Annotated in this window: 19 protein-coding genes, 1 tRNA gene and 1 pseudogene; 9 read left to right on the top strand and 12 right to left on the bottom strand. The window is 70.4% G+C overall.

Going from position 1 to position 15055, the window contains the following annotated elements; genetic code table 11:
- From rplK to GNT64_RS11835, 6 genes are all read right to left on the bottom strand, one after another.
- Window positions 1-432: a 50S ribosomal protein L11 gene (gene rplK / locus GNT64_RS11860; protein WP_156679705.1), complete on the bottom strand. Its 432-nt coding sequence runs from the start codon at window positions 430-432 to the stop codon at window positions 1-3.
- Window positions 433-513: 81 nt separating this feature from the next.
- Window positions 514-1053 (bottom strand): transcription termination/antitermination protein NusG, encoded by a 540-nt coding sequence (nusG, locus tag GNT64_RS11855; protein ID WP_156679704.1) that lies wholly within the window; start codon window positions 1051-1053, stop codon window positions 514-516.
- 15 nt (window positions 1054-1068) lie between these two features.
- Complete coding sequence (gene secE, locus GNT64_RS11850; RefSeq protein WP_156679703.1) at window positions 1069-1266, bottom strand: preprotein translocase subunit SecE; 198 nt, start codon at window positions 1264-1266, stop codon at window positions 1069-1071.
- Window positions 1267-1349: 83 nt separating this feature from the next.
- Window positions 1350-1425 (bottom strand) — tRNA-Trp (locus tag GNT64_RS11845).
- 91 nt (window positions 1426-1516) lie between these two features.
- Window positions 1517-3853 carry a putative bifunctional diguanylate cyclase/phosphodiesterase gene (locus GNT64_RS11840; protein ID WP_231638972.1) on the bottom strand — a complete coding sequence of 779 codons (2337 nt, stop codon included), beginning with the start codon at window positions 3851-3853 and terminating at the stop codon, window positions 1517-1519.
- Between the two features lie 74 nt (window positions 3854-3927).
- Window positions 3928-5703 carry a fatty acyl-AMP ligase gene (locus GNT64_RS11835; RefSeq protein WP_231639534.1) on the bottom strand — a complete coding sequence of 592 codons (1776 nt, stop codon included), beginning with the start codon at window positions 5701-5703 and terminating at the stop codon, window positions 3928-3930.
- A 167-nt stretch (window positions 5704-5870) separates the two neighbouring features.
- On the opposite strand from GNT64_RS11835, the gene GNT64_RS11830 reads away from it, so the two are divergent.
- The 6 genes and pseudogenes from GNT64_RS11830 to GNT64_RS22245 form a co-directional block, all read left to right on the top strand.
- Window positions 5871-6425 carry a regulatory protein RecX gene (locus GNT64_RS11830; protein WP_156679702.1) on the top strand — a complete coding sequence of 185 codons (555 nt, stop codon included), beginning with the start codon at window positions 5871-5873 and terminating at the stop codon, window positions 6423-6425.
- Between the two features lie 89 nt (window positions 6426-6514).
- The gene (locus GNT64_RS11825) at window positions 6515-7162 is read left to right on the top strand and encodes a cold shock domain-containing protein (RefSeq protein ID WP_231638971.1); all 648 of its coding nucleotides are present in this window, start codon (window positions 6515-6517) and stop codon (window positions 7160-7162) included.
- Window positions 7163-7170: 8 nt separating this feature from the next.
- Complete coding sequence (locus GNT64_RS11820; RefSeq protein ID WP_156679701.1) at window positions 7171-7653, top strand: DUF192 domain-containing protein; 483 nt, start codon at window positions 7171-7173, stop codon at window positions 7651-7653.
- A gap of 88 nt (window positions 7654-7741) precedes the next feature.
- The gene (locus tag GNT64_RS11815) at window positions 7742-8137 is read left to right on the top strand and encodes an NADH:ubiquinone oxidoreductase subunit NDUFA12 (RefSeq protein ID WP_156679700.1); all 396 of its coding nucleotides are present in this window, start codon (window positions 7742-7744) and stop codon (window positions 8135-8137) included.
- A gap of 16 nt (window positions 8138-8153) precedes the next feature.
- Complete coding sequence (mlaD, locus tag GNT64_RS11810) at window positions 8154-8663, top strand: outer membrane lipid asymmetry maintenance protein MlaD (protein WP_156679699.1); 510 nt, start codon at window positions 8154-8156, stop codon at window positions 8661-8663.
- A pseudogene (locus GNT64_RS22245) lies at window positions 8660-9091 on the top strand (DUF2155 domain-containing protein); the annotation flags it as partial. The gene mlaD and the pseudogene GNT64_RS22245, both read left to right, overlap by 4 nt.
- Window positions 9092-9126: 35 nt before the next feature.
- On the opposite strand, the gene aat reads toward GNT64_RS22245, so the two are convergent.
- The 5 genes from aat to aroQ all read right to left on the bottom strand — a co-directional run bounded on the left by aat (window position 9127) and on the right by aroQ (window position 12623).
- Window positions 9127-9852 carry a leucyl/phenylalanyl-tRNA--protein transferase gene (gene aat, locus GNT64_RS11800; RefSeq protein WP_156679698.1) on the bottom strand — a complete coding sequence of 242 codons (726 nt, stop codon included), beginning with the start codon at window positions 9850-9852 and terminating at the stop codon, window positions 9127-9129.
- Window positions 9853-9963: 111 nt separating this feature from the next.
- On the bottom strand, window positions 9964-10299 hold the full coding sequence (locus tag GNT64_RS11795; RefSeq protein WP_156679697.1) for an arsenate reductase family protein: 336 nt from the start codon (window positions 10297-10299) through the stop codon (window positions 9964-9966).
- Window positions 10296-11669: an acetyl-CoA carboxylase biotin carboxylase subunit gene (gene accC, locus GNT64_RS11790; protein WP_156679696.1), complete on the bottom strand. Its 1374-nt coding sequence runs from the start codon at window positions 11667-11669 to the stop codon at window positions 10296-10298. The genes GNT64_RS11795 and accC overlap by 4 nt, the downstream gene beginning before the upstream one ends.
- Window positions 11670-11673: 4 nt before the next feature.
- On the bottom strand, window positions 11674-12156 hold the full coding sequence (gene accB, locus GNT64_RS11785) for an acetyl-CoA carboxylase biotin carboxyl carrier protein (RefSeq protein ID WP_197276969.1): 483 nt from the start codon (window positions 12154-12156) through the stop codon (window positions 11674-11676).
- 32 nt (window positions 12157-12188) lie between these two features.
- Window positions 12189-12623, bottom strand: a complete 435-nt coding sequence (gene aroQ / locus GNT64_RS11780; RefSeq protein WP_156679695.1) for a type II 3-dehydroquinate dehydratase — start codon at window positions 12621-12623, stop codon at window positions 12189-12191.
- A gap of 100 nt (window positions 12624-12723) precedes the next feature.
- Here aroQ and thiS point away from each other — a divergent pair, with 100 nt between their 5' ends.
- Complete coding sequence (gene thiS / locus GNT64_RS11775; RefSeq protein WP_156679694.1) at window positions 12724-13728, top strand: sulfur carrier protein ThiS; 1005 nt, start codon at window positions 12724-12726, stop codon at window positions 13726-13728.
- A gap of 37 nt (window positions 13729-13765) precedes the next feature.
- Here the strand turns inward: thiS and GNT64_RS11770 are convergent, their stop codons facing one another.
- Complete coding sequence (locus GNT64_RS11770; RefSeq protein ID WP_156679693.1) at window positions 13766-14062, bottom strand: antibiotic biosynthesis monooxygenase family protein; 297 nt, start codon at window positions 14060-14062, stop codon at window positions 13766-13768.
- A 148-nt stretch (window positions 14063-14210) separates the two neighbouring features.
- Here GNT64_RS11770 and GNT64_RS11765 point away from each other — a divergent pair, with 148 nt between their 5' ends.
- A complete protein-coding gene (locus GNT64_RS11765) occupies window positions 14211-14390 on the top strand; it encodes a CsbD family protein (protein ID WP_156679692.1) in 180 nt (59 codons plus the stop codon).
- 70 nt (window positions 14391-14460) lie between these two features.
- Window positions 14461-15045: an NTP transferase domain-containing protein gene (locus GNT64_RS11760; RefSeq protein ID WP_156679691.1), complete on the top strand. Its 585-nt coding sequence runs from the start codon at window positions 14461-14463 to the stop codon at window positions 15043-15045.
- Window positions 15046-15055: the final 10 nt, after the last annotated feature.

The following is a 15055-nucleotide window of genomic DNA, read 5'->3' as shown; positions in this document are numbered from 1 at the left end:
TCAGCCCTCCACCACTTCGAGGCCCATCGCGCGGGCCGAGCCTTCGATGATGCGGGTCGCCGCGTCGATGTCGTTGGCGTTGAGATCCTTCATCTTGGCGGTCGCGATCTCGGACAGCTGCGAGCGCCTGATCTGCCCGGCGGAAACCTTGCCCGGCTCCTTGGAGCCCGACTTCAGGTTCGCGGCCTTCTTGATGAGGTACGTCGCCGGCGGCGTCTTCGTCTCGAACGAGAAGGAGCGGTCGGCATAGACGGTGATGACGGTGGGCAGCGGCGTGCCGACCTCCTGATCGCCCGTCGAGGCGTTGAACGCCTTGCAGAACTCCATGATGTTCACGCCGCGCTGGCCCAGCGCCGGGCCGATCGGCGGCGACGGATTGGCCTTGCCGGCCGGCACCTGCAACTTGATGTAACCCGTAATCTTCTTCGCCATGCTCTGCTCCTATGGCTTAGCGGTGCATGCGGCGGACCGAGGCCTGCCTCCCGCGGATCATCCGGCCTTCCGGCCGAAACCTTATTTCGCCCGCTCCACCTGCTCGAACTCCAGTTCCACCGGGGTGGCGCGGCCGAAGATCGAGACGGACACCTTCACGCGGCTGCGATCGAAATCGAGTTCCTCGACCAGGCCGTTGAAGCTGGCGAACGGGCCGTCCAGCACCTTCACCTGATCGCCGATCTCGAAATCCACCTTGATCTTGGTCTTCGGCGCGGCGGTGGCGGCTTCCTCCTTGGTGGAGAGGATGCGCGCGGCTTCCGCCTCGCTGATCGCCTGCGGCTTGCCGGACGAGCCGAGGAAGCCCGTCACCTTCGGCGTGTTCTTGACGAGGTGGTAGACGTCGTCGTTCATCGAGAGCTTAGCGAGCACGTAGCCGGGGAAGAACTTCTTGTCGGACGTGATCTTCTTGCCGCGGCGAACCTCCGTCACCTTCTCGGTCGGCACCTCCACCGCCTCGACGAGCTGCTCCAGGCCGAGGCGGGTGGCGTCGGCGAGGATCGCCTCCTTCACCTTGTTCTCGAAGCCCGAATAAGCGTGGATGATGTACCAGCGCGACATGACGATATCCCGACCTTAGGCGACGAGCGAGAGCAGGGCGGCGACGATCTGCTTGAAGATCGTGTCCACGCCGAAGAAGAACACGCCCAGCAGCGTCGTCATCAGCACGACCATGATCGCGGTCGTCACCGTCTCGCGGCGAGTCGGCCAGACGATCTTCTTCCGCTCGGCCTGGACCTGCCTGATGAACTCACTGGGAGACGTCTTCGCCACTCTCGCCCTTCCGAACAGCAACAACGAGGCCGCCGGCAACCGTTGTGGGCCGCCGCGACCTCGTTAACTTCCCCATCGACCGATGGCAGGAGTGGAGGGACTCGAACCCACGGCCCTCGGTTTTGGAGACCGATGCTCTACCAACTGAGCTACACTCCTCCGGAGTCCGGGGAGCGGCGCACATAGCGGCGGGCCGCCGTGAACGCAAGAGCCCGGCTCCCACCCGCAGTCGCGCAGGCCCCGTTCCGGCTCAGGCGACGTCGCGCCGCTCCGGCCGGGCCGTTTCGGCCAGCGCGCGGGCGGCGTCGGCCGAGAGCGGCGGCCCGGAGACATAGCCCTGCATCTGGCGGCAGCCGAGCTGGAGGGCGAGCGCCTGCTGGTCGTCGGTCTCGGCGCCCTTCGCCGTCGTCACCACGCCCAGCGCATCGGCCATCGTGACGAGCGCGCGCACGAGCGCCACGTTGGCGGGCGCCCCGTCCGATCCGGTAAGATAGGGCCGGGCGATCTTCACCGTGCTGAAGCGCGCCTCCCGGATGCAGCCGAAGCCGGTGCCGAAATCGTCGAGCGCCAGCCGCACGCCGGTCGCGCGGATGCGGTCGATCGCCTCGGTCAGCGCGTCGCCGCCGTCGAGCAGCGCCGATTCGGGGATCTCCAGCTGCAACCGGGCGGGGCTGAGGCCGGACAGCGCCAGCGCCGCCCGCACCGCCATCGGCAGCCGCGCATCCAGCACCTGGCCGGCGGACAGGTTGATCGAGACGTGGACGTGATCCGGCCAGTGCGCCGCCTGCCGGCAGGCGGTATGCAGCACCCACTCGCCGATCGGCCCCATCAGCCGCGCGGCGCCGGCGATCGGCACGAACTCGCTGGGCGCCACGTCGCCATGATCGGGATGGTGCCAGCGCAGCAGCGCCTCGAACCCGGTGAGGCTGTTGTCGGCGATCGCCACCACCGGCTGGTAGACGAGGGACAGCTCGTCCCGCTCCAGCGCGGCGCGCAGATCCCGCTCCAGTGCCAGGCGACGCTCGGCGCGGTCGAGCAGGGCGGGCACGAAATGCTGGTGCATGCCCCGCCCGCCGCGCTTGGCGCGGTAGAGCGCCAGATCGGCGTTGCGCATCAGCGTCTCCACGCCGCCGCCGTCGCGCGGGGAGAGGGCGGTGCCGATGCTGGCGCCCACCTGCAGCACATGGCCCTCAATCTCGAACGGCTGGGTCAACGCGCGCTGGATACGGCGGCAGAGGCTATCGATCGCCTCCAGATCGCGCGCGTCGGCGATCAGCAGGGCGAACTCGTCGCCGCCCAGCCGGCCGCAGGCGCCGCCATTGCCGATCAGCCCGCGCAGCCGCCCGGCGACGGCGCGCAGCAGCCTGTCGCCAATCGGGTGGCCGTAATTGTCGTTCACCGCCTTGAAGCGATCGAGATCGACCAGGATCAGCGCGCACGGCATCTCGCCGGTGGCGGCCTCGATCGCGCCGCGCAGCCGCTCGGTAAAGCCCATGCGGTTGTCGATCTCGGTCAACCCGTCGGCGCGGGCGAGGCGGTCGATCCGCTCCAGGCTCAGCCGCTGCTCCGTCACGTCGGAGCCGACGCCGCGGAAGCCGCCGAAGCGGCCGTCGCCCTCGAACCTGGGGGCGGCGGAGAGACGCCACCAGCGCCGCTCGCCCGCGATCCAGACGGGCAGGACATGGTCCTTGAAGCTCTGCCGCGCATCCAGCAGGTCCAGCAGCGCGCGCAGCTCGGTCGGGGCGTCGCCGTGCGGCAGCCAGCCCTCCGCCAGCGCGCCGATCAGCGGCGTGCCACGCAGCGCATCGACCGAGAGGCCGAAGGCCTGCGCCAGCCGCGGCGAGACATCGACCAGGCGCTTGCGCACGTCGATCTCCCACAGCCAGTCCGCGCCGCCTTCCTCGAACTCGCGCAGCAGCAGGCTGACGAGGCCGGCCTCCTCCTCCAGCGCCGTCTCCGCCCAGCGACGGCGCAGCGCGGCACGGTTGGCGAAGACGCCGCCGAACGCCACGGAAGCGGCATAGACCGCCGGCAGGACGGCGAGGATCGGCGCGCTCGTGCGTGCCATCATCACCGTGAGGCCGATGGCGATGGGCGCCACGAAGCACATCATCGGCAGCGGTACGGCCGACAGGGTGATCGGCGCGCTGGCGATCATGCCGCCCAGCACCAGACAGATGGCGATCTGCTGATCCGGCCCGGCCCCGGCCCCGAACAGCACCGGCGCCACGGCCCAGAGCATGCCGCAGACGGTAGCGCGCAGCACCGGCCGCATCAGCGCGCCCGCCACCGTGCGGACGCCCTTGCGCGATCGGGCGCGATCGGCCTTGAACGCCAGCGCGACGATGCCCAGGAGGCCGGCCAGCCAGGCGATCACCTGCCCGGCCGGCACGTTGCCGGCCAGCACCGATGCCAGCACGATGCCGTTGAACACGTTGGTCGCCCACGCGATCGGCAGCATCCGCCGCAGTTCCGCCAGCTGGGCGGCGCGCACCTTTTTCCAGTTCGGCAGATCCGGATCGACCAGGCCGAGCACCGTCCGGAAATCGAGCTGCAGGCGGAGCGTGGTGGCGGGGAGGCGCTTCATCCCGCTGGTCTAGCGGCCGGTCCTTAGCGAGAAGTAACCAGTTTGGGGGGAGATCCAGTAATTTCGCCGGTAGCTCAGGCGGCGATGTCGTAGGGCTGGATCTCGCCGGAGAGATAGAGCGTGCGGGCCTTGGCGCGGCTCAGCTTGCCGGAACTCGTGCGCGGCAGGGTGCGCGGCGGCACCAGCTCCACCACGCAGTTCATGCCGGTGATCGAGCGGACCTTCTCGCGGATCTGGTCGCGCAGGCGCGACCGCTCGTCCATGTCGGAGGTGCGGCACTGCACCAGCACGGCCGGCGTTTCCTCGCCGCCGGGCGTGGTGATGGCGAAGGCGGCGATGTCGCCGGCCTTGAAGCCGGGCAGCTGCTCCACCGCCCACTCGATATCCTGCGGCCAGTGATTCTTGCCGTTGATGATGATCATGTCCTTGGCGCGGCCGACGATGTAGATGTAGCCGTCGCTCAGATACCCCATGTCGCCGGTGTCCAGCCAGCCGTCCACCATGCAGGCGGCGGTCGCCTCCTCGTCGCGGAAATAGCTGTGCATGATCGAGGGGCCGCTGCACCAGACCTTGCCGATCGCCCGCTCGGGCAGCGGCGTGCCGTCCTCCTCGCGGATCTCGATCCGCATGTCGCGCGCCGGCCGCCCGCAATTGACGATCGCGCGATAGCGTTGCGGCCGCCCGGCGGCACCCGCCCCGCCGGAGAGCTGGGTCTCCTCGACCAGCTCCACCACGATGCCCTCGCCCGGCGGCATGATCGATACGGCCAGGGTGGCCTCGGCCAGGCCGTAGCTCGGCAGAAAGGCGCTGGCCTGGAAGCCGGCTTCGGCGAAGGCGTCGACGAAGGACTGCATCACGTCCGGCCGGATCATGTCCGCGCCATTGCCGGCGATCCGCCAGCGCGAGAGATCGAAGCGATCGGACGCCTTTGTCTGGCTGGACATGCGCCGCGCGCAGATATCGTAGCCGAAGGTGGGCGAGTAGCTGAGCGTGGTGCCCGGATTGCGGCTGATCATGTCTAGCCAGGCGAGCGGGCGGCGGGCGAAATCGTCGGTCTTCAGATAGTCGGTCGAGACCTGGTTGGCGACCGGCGACAGGAAGCAGCCGACGAGGCCCATGTCGTGATACCAGGGCAGCCACGAGACGCAGCGGTCGCTATCCACCAGCGCCATGCCGTGCGAGTGGGCGGCAAGATTGTTGAGCAGCGCGTGGTGCGTCACCGCGACCCCGTGGGGAAAGCGGGTCGATCCGCTGGAATATTGCAGGTAGGCGATGTCGCCGGGTGCCGCCTGCGGCAGCGGCGTGGGCCAGGCCGGCGCCTCGGCGAAGGTCTCCCAGTCCAGCCCCTCGACGCCACAGCCGGCGGCGGCGGCGCCCGCCATGCCGGCCAGTTCGGCCGGATAGAGCAGCATCCGCGCCTCGCAGCTGCGCAGCTGCACCTTCAGCTGGTCGATATAGGCGTCGCGCCCGCCGAACGAGGTGGGGAGCGGCAGCGGCACCGGCCACGCGCCGGCATAGACGGCGCCGAAGAACAGGGCGGCAAATTCCGCCCCCGTCTCCGCCACCAGCGCGATGCGATCGCCGGGGGCGATGCCGCGCGCGATCAGGCGATAGGCGAAGTCCAGCGCGTCGTGGCGCAGGGCGGCATAGGGATAGGCGCGCGCCAGCGTGCCGCGGGCATCGTGGAAGTTCAGCCCGCGCGATCCGCGCGCGGCATAGTCCAGCGCCTCGCCCAGCGTGCCGAAATCGGAGAAGCGGCGCGGGAGCGCATCGGCGGTCGGCGTGGCGACCGGCGCCGCCTCCGCTGGCGCCGCCCCTGCGCTGGCCGTGCCTGAAACCTTCTCGAGCAACCCGGGCAACTCCTTCATCCTCATGTCACGTCCGGCCCGTATCGATCGGCCTCACGTCGTGTGACGGCGTTCGCCTGGCGGGTGCGCCGGGCGGACCCATCCTTGCTGCCGTCCAAAGCGTCAAGTCGCGTTCTAAATCCGGCGTGACTGTGGCACAAACATGACCGATGGCCCGAGCCACTACAGATCGCGCGGCGCCGGCCGCCGCGCCGCCGCTGGACGGGGCCGCGCTGGAGCGCCTGGCGCTGGCCTATGTCGGCCGCTACGCGACCACCCGCGCCCGCCTGCGCGCGTATCTCGCCCGCAAGCTGCGCGCGCGCGGCTGGGGCGGGGAGGGGCCGGCGCCGGTGGAGGCGCTGATCGAGACATGCGTGCGGCTCGGCTATGTCGACGATCGTCAGTTCGCCGCCGCGCGGGCCGGTGCGCTCGGCCGGCGCGGCTATGGCGCGCGCCGCGTCGGCGATGCGTTGCGCGCGGCCGGGATCGACGAGGCGGACGGCGCCGACGCGCGCGAACAGGCCGGCGACGCGGCGTGGGAGACGGCGATCGCCTTCGCCAGGCGCCGCCGCATCGGCCCCTTCGCCGCGGTCGCGGCCGATCAGGATGGGCGTCGCCGCGCGCTCGCCGCGATGCTGCGCGCCGGCCACCCGCTCGATATCGCGCGCAAGCTGGTGGGGGCCGCCCCCGGCGAGGTGCCGAACCATGAACATGCGGCGTCCTGATGCCGGAAGCTGCCGCAATTCACCTTCGTTTCGCCGGCGCGTCGTGCTAGCGTCACAATGCTTACCTTGGGGGTATTGGTAGGGTTTGCATGAAGAGTGACCGGATCATGGAGGACGAGGGGGCCGACTTGCCTGCCGTGGCGGCGTCGCACGAGCATGGCTTCTTCGAGGGCGCCGGGTTCGACGTGGCCGAGCCGGGCGAGTGCGCCACGCCAGCCGCCGAGGCGGCACAGCGCGTGTGCGGCGCGATCAAGTGGTTCGACGCGACGCGCGGCTTCGGGTTCCTGGTGGACGATGGCGGCGCGGGCGACGTGCTCGTCCATTTCTCCGTGCTGCGGGATCATGGCCGGCGGACGCTGCCGGAAGGCGCGCGGGTGCTCTGCATGGCGGTGCGGCGGGAGCGCGGGCTGCAGGCGCGCGAGATCCTCTCGATCGATCTCAGCATGGCGACGGGGCCGGACGCCGACGCCGTCGCCCGCCGCGTCGCCGACCGGGTCGATCCATCGGGGCTGATCGACGCGGCCGGCCCGTTCGAGCCGGTGGTCGTGAAGTGGTTCAACCGCCTGAAAGGCTACGGCTTCGTCGTGCGGCCGGGTGCGGGGCAGGACATCTTCGTGCATATGGAGACGGTGCGCCGCGCCGGGCTGGACGAGCTGATGCCGGACCAGCCGCTGCGCGCGCGGATCGCCGAAGGCCGCAAGGGGCCGCTGGCCGTGGCCGTCTCGCTCGAGGATTGATCTCCATCATGCGTATCATCACTGCCGTCGCTCTGGGCCTGATCGCCGGGCCGATCGGCTGGGCCGCAATCCCGGCCGCCGCCGATGCGCCCACCGCCGCCGCCACCGCGCCATCACCCGCCACCCGGCTGCCGCTGACGATCCGCACTGCCGGCGGCACGCGCGCCTTCCGCGTGGAGGTGGCGCGCACCGATGCCGAGCAGGCGCGCGGGCTGATGTTCCGCAAGCATCTGGCGCCGGACGCGGGCATGATCTTCCCCTTCTCGCCGCCGCGCCCCGCCGCCTTCTGGATGCGCAACACGCTGATCCCGCTCGACATGGTGTTCATCCGCGCCGACGGCACGATCGCCCGCATCGCCGCCAACGCCACGCCGCTGTCGCTCGCCACCGTCGAATCGGGCGAGCCGGTGGCGGCCGTGCTGGAGATTGCGGGCGGCCGAGCGGCGGCGCTGGGCATCGCGGCCGGCGACGTGGTGCGCTGGCCCGGCTGATCGCCGGCGCGGCCCGGCGCCGCGCGTCCGCAAGCCCCGCGCTTCTGCATGGTTGCGCACCCCCCGCCATCCCGGCTAAGCGGCAGCGATGGGCCTTCTGAAAAGCATCTTCACGTGGTGGGATGGCGCGACCATCGGCACCAGCCTGTTCAGCCGCCGCAACGGCAGCGGGGTGGGCCAGGATTCGCTCGGCAACCTCTACTTCGAGGCGAAGACGGCGCAGAACGGCTTCCGCCGCCGCTGGGTGATCTACAACGGCGCCAACGACGCCAGCCGGGTGCCGCCCGAATGGCACAGCTGGCTGCACAACACGGTGGATGCCGTGCCCGATCAGGCGCTGCCGCCCGCCCGCGCCTGGGAGAAGCCGGCGCTGCCGAACGTCACCGGAACGCCCGCCGCCTACCGCCCGGCCGGCGCGCTGGAGAAGGGCGGTCGCCGTGCCGCCGCGACCGGCGACTACGAGGCGTGGAGCCCGGACGCCTGATGAAGGGCCATATCCTGTGAAGACGCTGATCCGCGAGAACGGCGCAGAGGCGCTGATCGGCCTGCTCGTCGTGCTGCTGGCGGCATGGTTCGTCTCCTTCGCCTGGAGCCGCACCGGCGGCGGCGGCCCGGCCGACGCGATCCGCGTGAAGGCGCTGTTCCCGAACGCGGCGGGCGTGAACATCGGCACCGACGTGCGCGTCGCCGGCCTGAAGGTGGGCACGGTCGCCGCGCAGACGCTCGATCCCGCCAGCTATCAGGTGGACGTGACCCTGGCGATCGATCCCAAGCTTAAGATCCCCAAGGACAGCACGGCGGCGATCACCTCCGAGGGGCTGCTGGGCAGCACCTTCATCGCGCTGGTGCCGGGCGGCGACACGACGCCGCTGAAGAACGGCGACACGATCATCGACACGCAGGGCTCGATCGACATGATGAGCATGATCGGCCAGTTCATCAACAAGTCCGGCGGCGATGCGCCCGCCGGCGGCGGCACGCTGGCCGAGACGCCGGCCACGGGCAAATGAACCGGCCGCTAGCGGCGGCGCTGCTGGCGGCGCTGCTCGGCATCGGCGGCTGGCAGGCGGCGCTCGCCCTGCAGGCGGAGAACGAGACGGCGGCGCCCGCGCCGGATGGCGACGCGCCGGATGCCGACGCCCCCGCGCCGGCCCGCCGCGCCGAGGGCCCTCGCGAACCGCCGGCGGTGCGCGCGGCCACGCCGATGGCGGATCGCGTCGCCACCCTGGGCCTGCTGAACAAGCGCAACGGCATCGCGCGGGACATCACGCTGAAGCCGGGTCAGTCCGTCCGCGTCGGCGACGTGATCGTGCGCCTGCGCGCCTGCGAGACGACCGCCCCGTGGGAGCAGGAGCAGCTGACCGGCGCCTTCGTGCAGGCGGACCTGCGCGGGCGCGACGACAAGTGGCGGCGGATCTTCTCGGGCTGGCTCTACAAGGAATCGCCGTCGCTCAACGTCGTCGAGAGCGGCCTCTACGACGTCTGGCCCAAGAGCTGCGTGATGAAGCATCCGGATATCGGCCCGGACACCGTCTCCGCTGCCGCGCCCGGTGCTGCCAGGCGATCGAGCGCGAAGAAATCCGCGCCCGAGGCCGGGGAGGCGCCCGCCGCCACCGAGGGGCCGACCCCCAGTGCCGCGTCGAGCAACCCGACATAATGCTGCCGGCCGATCTCCACCGCCCCCATCGAGGCGAGGTGATCGGTGATGAACTGGCAGTCGAGCAGGCGGAACCCGCCGACCCGCAGCCGCGCGACAAGCCAGGCGAGCGCCACCTTCGAGGCATCGCGCGTGCGGCTGAACATGCTCTCGCCGAAGAAGGCCGCGCCCAGCTTTACGCCGTACAGGCCGCCGACCAGCGCCTCACCCTGCCAGCATTCGACCGAGTGGGCGTGGCCGCGGCGGTGGAGATCGGCGTAGGCGGCCTCGATCTGCGGGTTGATCCAGGTATCCGGCCGCTGCTCGGTCGGCGCGGCGCAGGCGGCGACCACTTGGGCGAAGGCGTGGTCCGCCGTCACCCGGAACCGATCCGACCGGATCGTCTTGGCGAGCGAGCGGGAGAGCTTGAAGCTCTCCAGCGGCAGGATGCCCCGCTTCTTGGGCTCGACCCAGAAGATTTCGGGCGCGGCGCGGCCGTCCGCCATGGGGAACACGCCGACGGAGTAGGCGCGCAGCAGCAGGTCGGGATCCAGCATCGACACGTGGACAGTGTATGAACGCGCCGCCGCAAATCAATCGCCATATAGACGAGGTCGCGGCGGAGCAGGGCCGACCGCACGCCTTGGCTGGAGCGACGGGTTGGCCGTGCCCGGCTACAGTATCTCCCGCACCGTCTCCATCGGCCGGCACAGGCGGACGCCCTTCTCCGTCTCCACCAGCGGGCGCTCGATCAGGATCGGATCGGCGGCCATCGCGGCGAGGATCGTCGCGTCGTCGGCATCGGCGAGGGCGCCGGCACCATCCTGCTTCATCCGCAGCCCCTGGCGCGGGGTGAGGCCGGCGCGGGCGTAGAGGGCGGCCAGCGTCTCGGCGGCGGGCGGCGTCTTCAGATAGTCGATCACCGTCACGTCGGCGCCGGCATCTTCCAGCAGCGCCAGCGTCCTGCGCGAGGTGCCGCAGCGCGGATTGTGCCAGATCGTCGCCTTCATGCCGACGCCTCCGCCGTTTCCGCCGCCTGCTGCCGGGCCAGCCACTCCTCCAGCCACTTGATCGTATAGTCGCCGGACTGGAACTCCGGATCGTCGAGCAGCGCCTGATGAAGCGGAATTGTCGTCTTCACGCCATCGATCACGAACTCCTCCAGCGCGCGTTTCAGGCGGCGCAGGGCGCCGGCGCGGCTGGTGCCGTAGACGATCAGCTTGGCGATCATGCTGTCGTAATAAGGCGGCACGCGGTAGCCGGCGTAGAGCCCGCTATCCACCCGCACATGCATGCCGCCCGGCGCGTGGAAGCCCTTCACCAGCCCCGGCGAAGGCGCGAAGGTGCGCGGATCCTCGGCGTTGATGCGGCACTCGATCGCGTGGCCGCGAAACTCGACATCCTCCTGCCGCAGGGTCAGCGGCTTGCCCTCGGCGATGCGGATCTGCTCGCGCACGAGATCGAGGCCGGTGATCGCCTCCGTCACCGGATGCTCCACCTGCAGGCGGGTGTTCATCTCGATGAAGTAGAATTCGCCATTCTCGTAAAGGAACTCGATCGTGCCGGCGCCGCGATAGCCCATGTCGGCCATCGCCTTCGCCACGATCCCGCCCATCCCGGCGCGCTGAGCCGCCGAGATCACCGGCGACGGCGCCTCCTCCAGCACCTTCTGGTGACGGCGCTGGAGCGAGCAGTCGCGCTCGCCCAGGTGGATGGCATTGCCCGCGCCGTCGCCGAAGATCTGGAACTCGATATGGCGCGGGTTGCCGAGATATTTCTCCATGTAGACGGTCGCGTCGCCGAAGGCCGACTTCGCCTCGTTGCCGGCCTGCGCCATCAGCGTTTCCAGCTGGCTCTCGTCCGGCACCACCTTCATGCCGCGGCCGCCGCCGCCCGATGCCGCCTTGATGAGCACCGGATAGCCGATATCGGCGGCGAGCGCCTTCGCCGCGTCGAGGTCCGCCAGCGCGCCGTCCGATCCGGGCACCAGCGGCAGGCCGAGGCGGCCGGCCGTCAGCTTGGCCTCGATCTTGTCGCCCATCGTGCGGATATGCTCGGGCTTGGGGCCGATCCAGATGAGGTTGTGGCTCTCGACGATCTCGGCGAAGCGCGCATTCTCGCTGAGGAAGCCGTAGCCGGGGTGGATCGCGTCGGCGCCCGAGATCTCGGCGGCGGCGATGATGTTGGGGATGTTGAGGTAGCTCTCGGCCGCCGGCGGCGGGCCGATGCAGACGGCCTGGTCCGCCAGCCGCACGTGCATGGCATCGGCATCGGCGGTGGAATGGACCGCCACCGTCTCGATCCCCATCTCGCGGCAGGCGCGATGGATGCGCAGCGCGATCTCGCCGCGATTGGCGATCAGAACCTTGCGGATATCCACGGGTCTACTCGACGACGACGAGCGGCTGGTCGAACTCGACCGGCTGGCCGTTCTCGACGAACAAGGCGGTCACGGTGCCGGCGCGCGGGGAGAGGATGGGGTTCATCACCTTCATCGCCTCGACGATCAGCAGCGTGTCGCCGGCCGCCACCGTCTGCCCCGGCGTCACGAACGGCTTGGCGCCGGGCTGCGCGGACATGTAGGCGGTGCCGACCATCGGCGACTTCACCGTGCCGGGATGATCCGCCGGATCGACGGCGGGAGCGGCGGCCGGTGCCGGCGCCGGCGCCGTGGTGGTGGCCGGCGCGGGTGCGGCCGGCGCGGCGTAGGTCGCCGCCTGCACCGTCGCGGCCTTGCGGGCCACGCGGATGCGGCGGTCGCCATCCTGCACCTCGATCTCGGTCAGGTGGGTTTCGTCGAGCAGCTCGGCGAGCTGGCGGACGAGCGCGGGATCGACCTGCATCGCGCCGCTATTCGTTTCGGTCATGCAGACCCTCCTTCGGAATTGGCCGCGCCATGTCAGAGCTTGGCCGCCGCGTCCAGCGCGAGCGCGTAGGAGAGGCGGCCGAAGCCGGCGATCGTGCCTTTGGCGGCCATGCCGACATAGCTCCTGTGGCGGAAGTCTTCGCGCCGATGCGGATTGGAGAGGTGCACCTCGATGACCGGCACGGTGATCGACTTGATCGCGTCGTGCAGCGCCACCGACGTGTGGGTAAGGCCGCCCGCGTTCAGCAGCACGGCCTTCACCGGCAGCGCGTTCGCCTCGTGCAGCCAGTCGATCAGATGGCCTTCGTGGTTGGACTGGCGCAGGTCGATCGTCAGATCCAGCGCCAGCGCCTGATCGTGCAGCCCGTCGGCGATGTCGTCCAGCGTGTCGTGGCCGTATATCTCGGGCTCGCGCAGGCCGAGCAGGTTCAGGTTCGGCCCGTTCAGGACGAAGACGGTGTCGGCCATGCCCACGATGCTCCTGTTGCAAGTGCCGGGCAGCGATAGGCCCGCGATTGGCATATCGCCAAGCCGCGCCTAGATGGAAGCCACGAACGGGAGACCCGCATTGACGACCGACGGCACGATCAGCATCCGCGTGAACGGCGAGCATCGCCGCGTGTCGCAGGGCATCACCCTGGCGGAACTCGCCGCCGAGCTTGGGCTGGAGCCGGCCAAGGTGGCGGTGGAGCGCAACCTGGAGGTGGTGCCCCGATCGACCCTGGCCGGCGTGCTGGTGGAGGATGGCGACGAGCTGGAGATCGTCCACTTCGTCGGCGGCGGCGACCATGCCGGCGCCGTCGCCGAGGACGGCTGGAGCGTGGCCGGCCGGCACTTCCGTTCGCGCCTGATCGTCGGCACCGGCAAGTATAAGGATTTCGCGCAGAACGCCGCCGCCGTCGCCGCGTCCGGCGCCGAGATCGTCACGGTGGCGGTGCGGCGGGTGAACATCGCCGACCCGAAGGCGCCGATGCTGACCGATTTCATCGATCCCGCCAGGATTACCTATTTGCCCAACACCGCCGGCTGCTTCACCGCCGACGAGGCGATCCGCACCCTGCGGCTGGCGCGCGAGGCGGGCGGCTGGACGCTGGTGAAGCTGGAGGTGCTGGGCGAGGCGAAGACGCTCTATCCCGACATGATCGAGACGCTGCGCGCCACCGAGATCCTGGCGAATGAGGGTTTCGAGCCGATGGTCTACTGCGCCGACGATCCGATCGCCGCCCGCCGGCTGGAGGAGGCCGGCGCCGTGGCGATCATGCCGCTGGGCGCGCCGATCGGCTCCGGCCTGGGCCTCCAGAATCCGGTGATGATCCGGCTGATCGTGGAGGGCGCCGGGGTGCCGGTGCTCGTCGATGCGGGCGTCGGCACTGCGTCTGACGCGGCGGCGGCGATGGAGCTCGGCTGCGACGGCGTGCTGATGAACACCGCCATCGCCGAGGCGAAGGATCCGATCATGATGGCGCGGGCGATGAAGGCGGCGGTCGAGAGCGGCCGCCTGGCCTATCGCGCCGGGCGCATGGGACGGCGCATGTACGCCGATCCGTCGAGCCCGCTGGCCGGGCTGATCTAGGCCGGGCGGACGCTCTTCGCGCCCGCCCTGGAACGTCTCACGCTTCCGCGACGACCGCCATGTGCTCGACGTGCGGCGGGCGGGCGAAATGGGGGCCGGCCAGCCGGCGCCACTCGGCGAAGGCGGGGGAGTTGCGGAAGCCGACCATGTGATCGTCCACCGAATCCCACCGGACGAGCAGGCGGAACAGGTCCGGCGCCTCGATCGATCGCTTCAGGGCGAAGCCGTGGCAGCCCTTGGCGTTGCGGAACAGCGGCGCAGCCTCCTGCACGGCGGCGACGAACGCCTCCTCCTGGCCGGCGATGACGTGGATTTCGACGAGTTCGTAGATCATGGCAGTCGCGATAGCGTCGGTCAGCCGCGCTGCAAAGGGTCGTTAGACGTCACCCGCCGCCGTGGAACCTAGCGAAGCCAATCTCGTTATTCAGTCCAAGCAGGTGCGACGCATCGTTGCGTATCTGCCCCCAGGCAAGGAGCCACTCATGGGTGAATTCGCAGACAAGGCGGCGGGCGCCGCCAACGAGGCCATCGGCAAGGTGAAGCGCGCGGTAGGCGACGCGATGGATCGGCCGGACATCAAGGCGGAGGGCGACGCGCAGGAAGCCAAGGGCGACCTGCAGGGCGCCAAGGGCGACGTCAAGGGCGCCATCAACAAGCTCTGATTACCCTACAGGGTCGCGGAGGCGCCGTTCCGGTCTACCGGAGCGGCGCCTTTCCTTTTGGGGCAATTATATGGAGGTCGTGCGGTCCCGCATGCGCGTCGCGCTGGTTCTCTCCGCAGGTGGTTCGCGCCGGTTCGTCGGCGGCAACAAGCTGCTGGCACCGCTGCGTGGCCGGCCGATCGTGCAACATGCCGTGGCCGCAGCGCGGGCAGCGCCTGCGGGACGTGTCATCGTCGTTGTCGGTCGTGATCGGGCGCGGGTGGCCGCCGCCGCGCGCGGCCCGCGCGTCTCGATCGTCCATGCCCGACATCATGCAAAGGGTGTCGGCGAGAGCCTGCGCGCCGGCCTCGCCGCGCTCCGCCCGGCCGAGCGGACGGTGTTCCTGTTTCTCGGCGACGTGCCGGTCGTGCCGCCGGGCCTGACCTTCCGGCTCGCCCGCGCGCTCCGCCCAGGCACCGTCGCGGTGCGGCCACGGGATCGAGCGGGGCCGGGTCATCCCGTGGTGATGCGCCGCCCGTCGCGGGAAATCGTCGCACGCCTGCAGGGCGATCGCGGCCTTGGCGCGTTGATCGCCGGCGGAACGCGCTGGATCGGAACGGTCGGGCACCGTTCGGCGGACATCGACACGCGCCGCGACCTGGCGCGCTGGCGCTAGGAGAATGCCC

This window comes from Sphingomonas profundi, from assembly GCF_009739515.1.
In the GTDB taxonomy this organism is placed as follows: Bacteria; Pseudomonadota; Alphaproteobacteria; order Sphingomonadales; family Sphingomonadaceae; genus Alterirhizorhabdus; species Alterirhizorhabdus profundi.
This window is presented reverse-complemented; position numbering and strand designations above follow the sequence as displayed.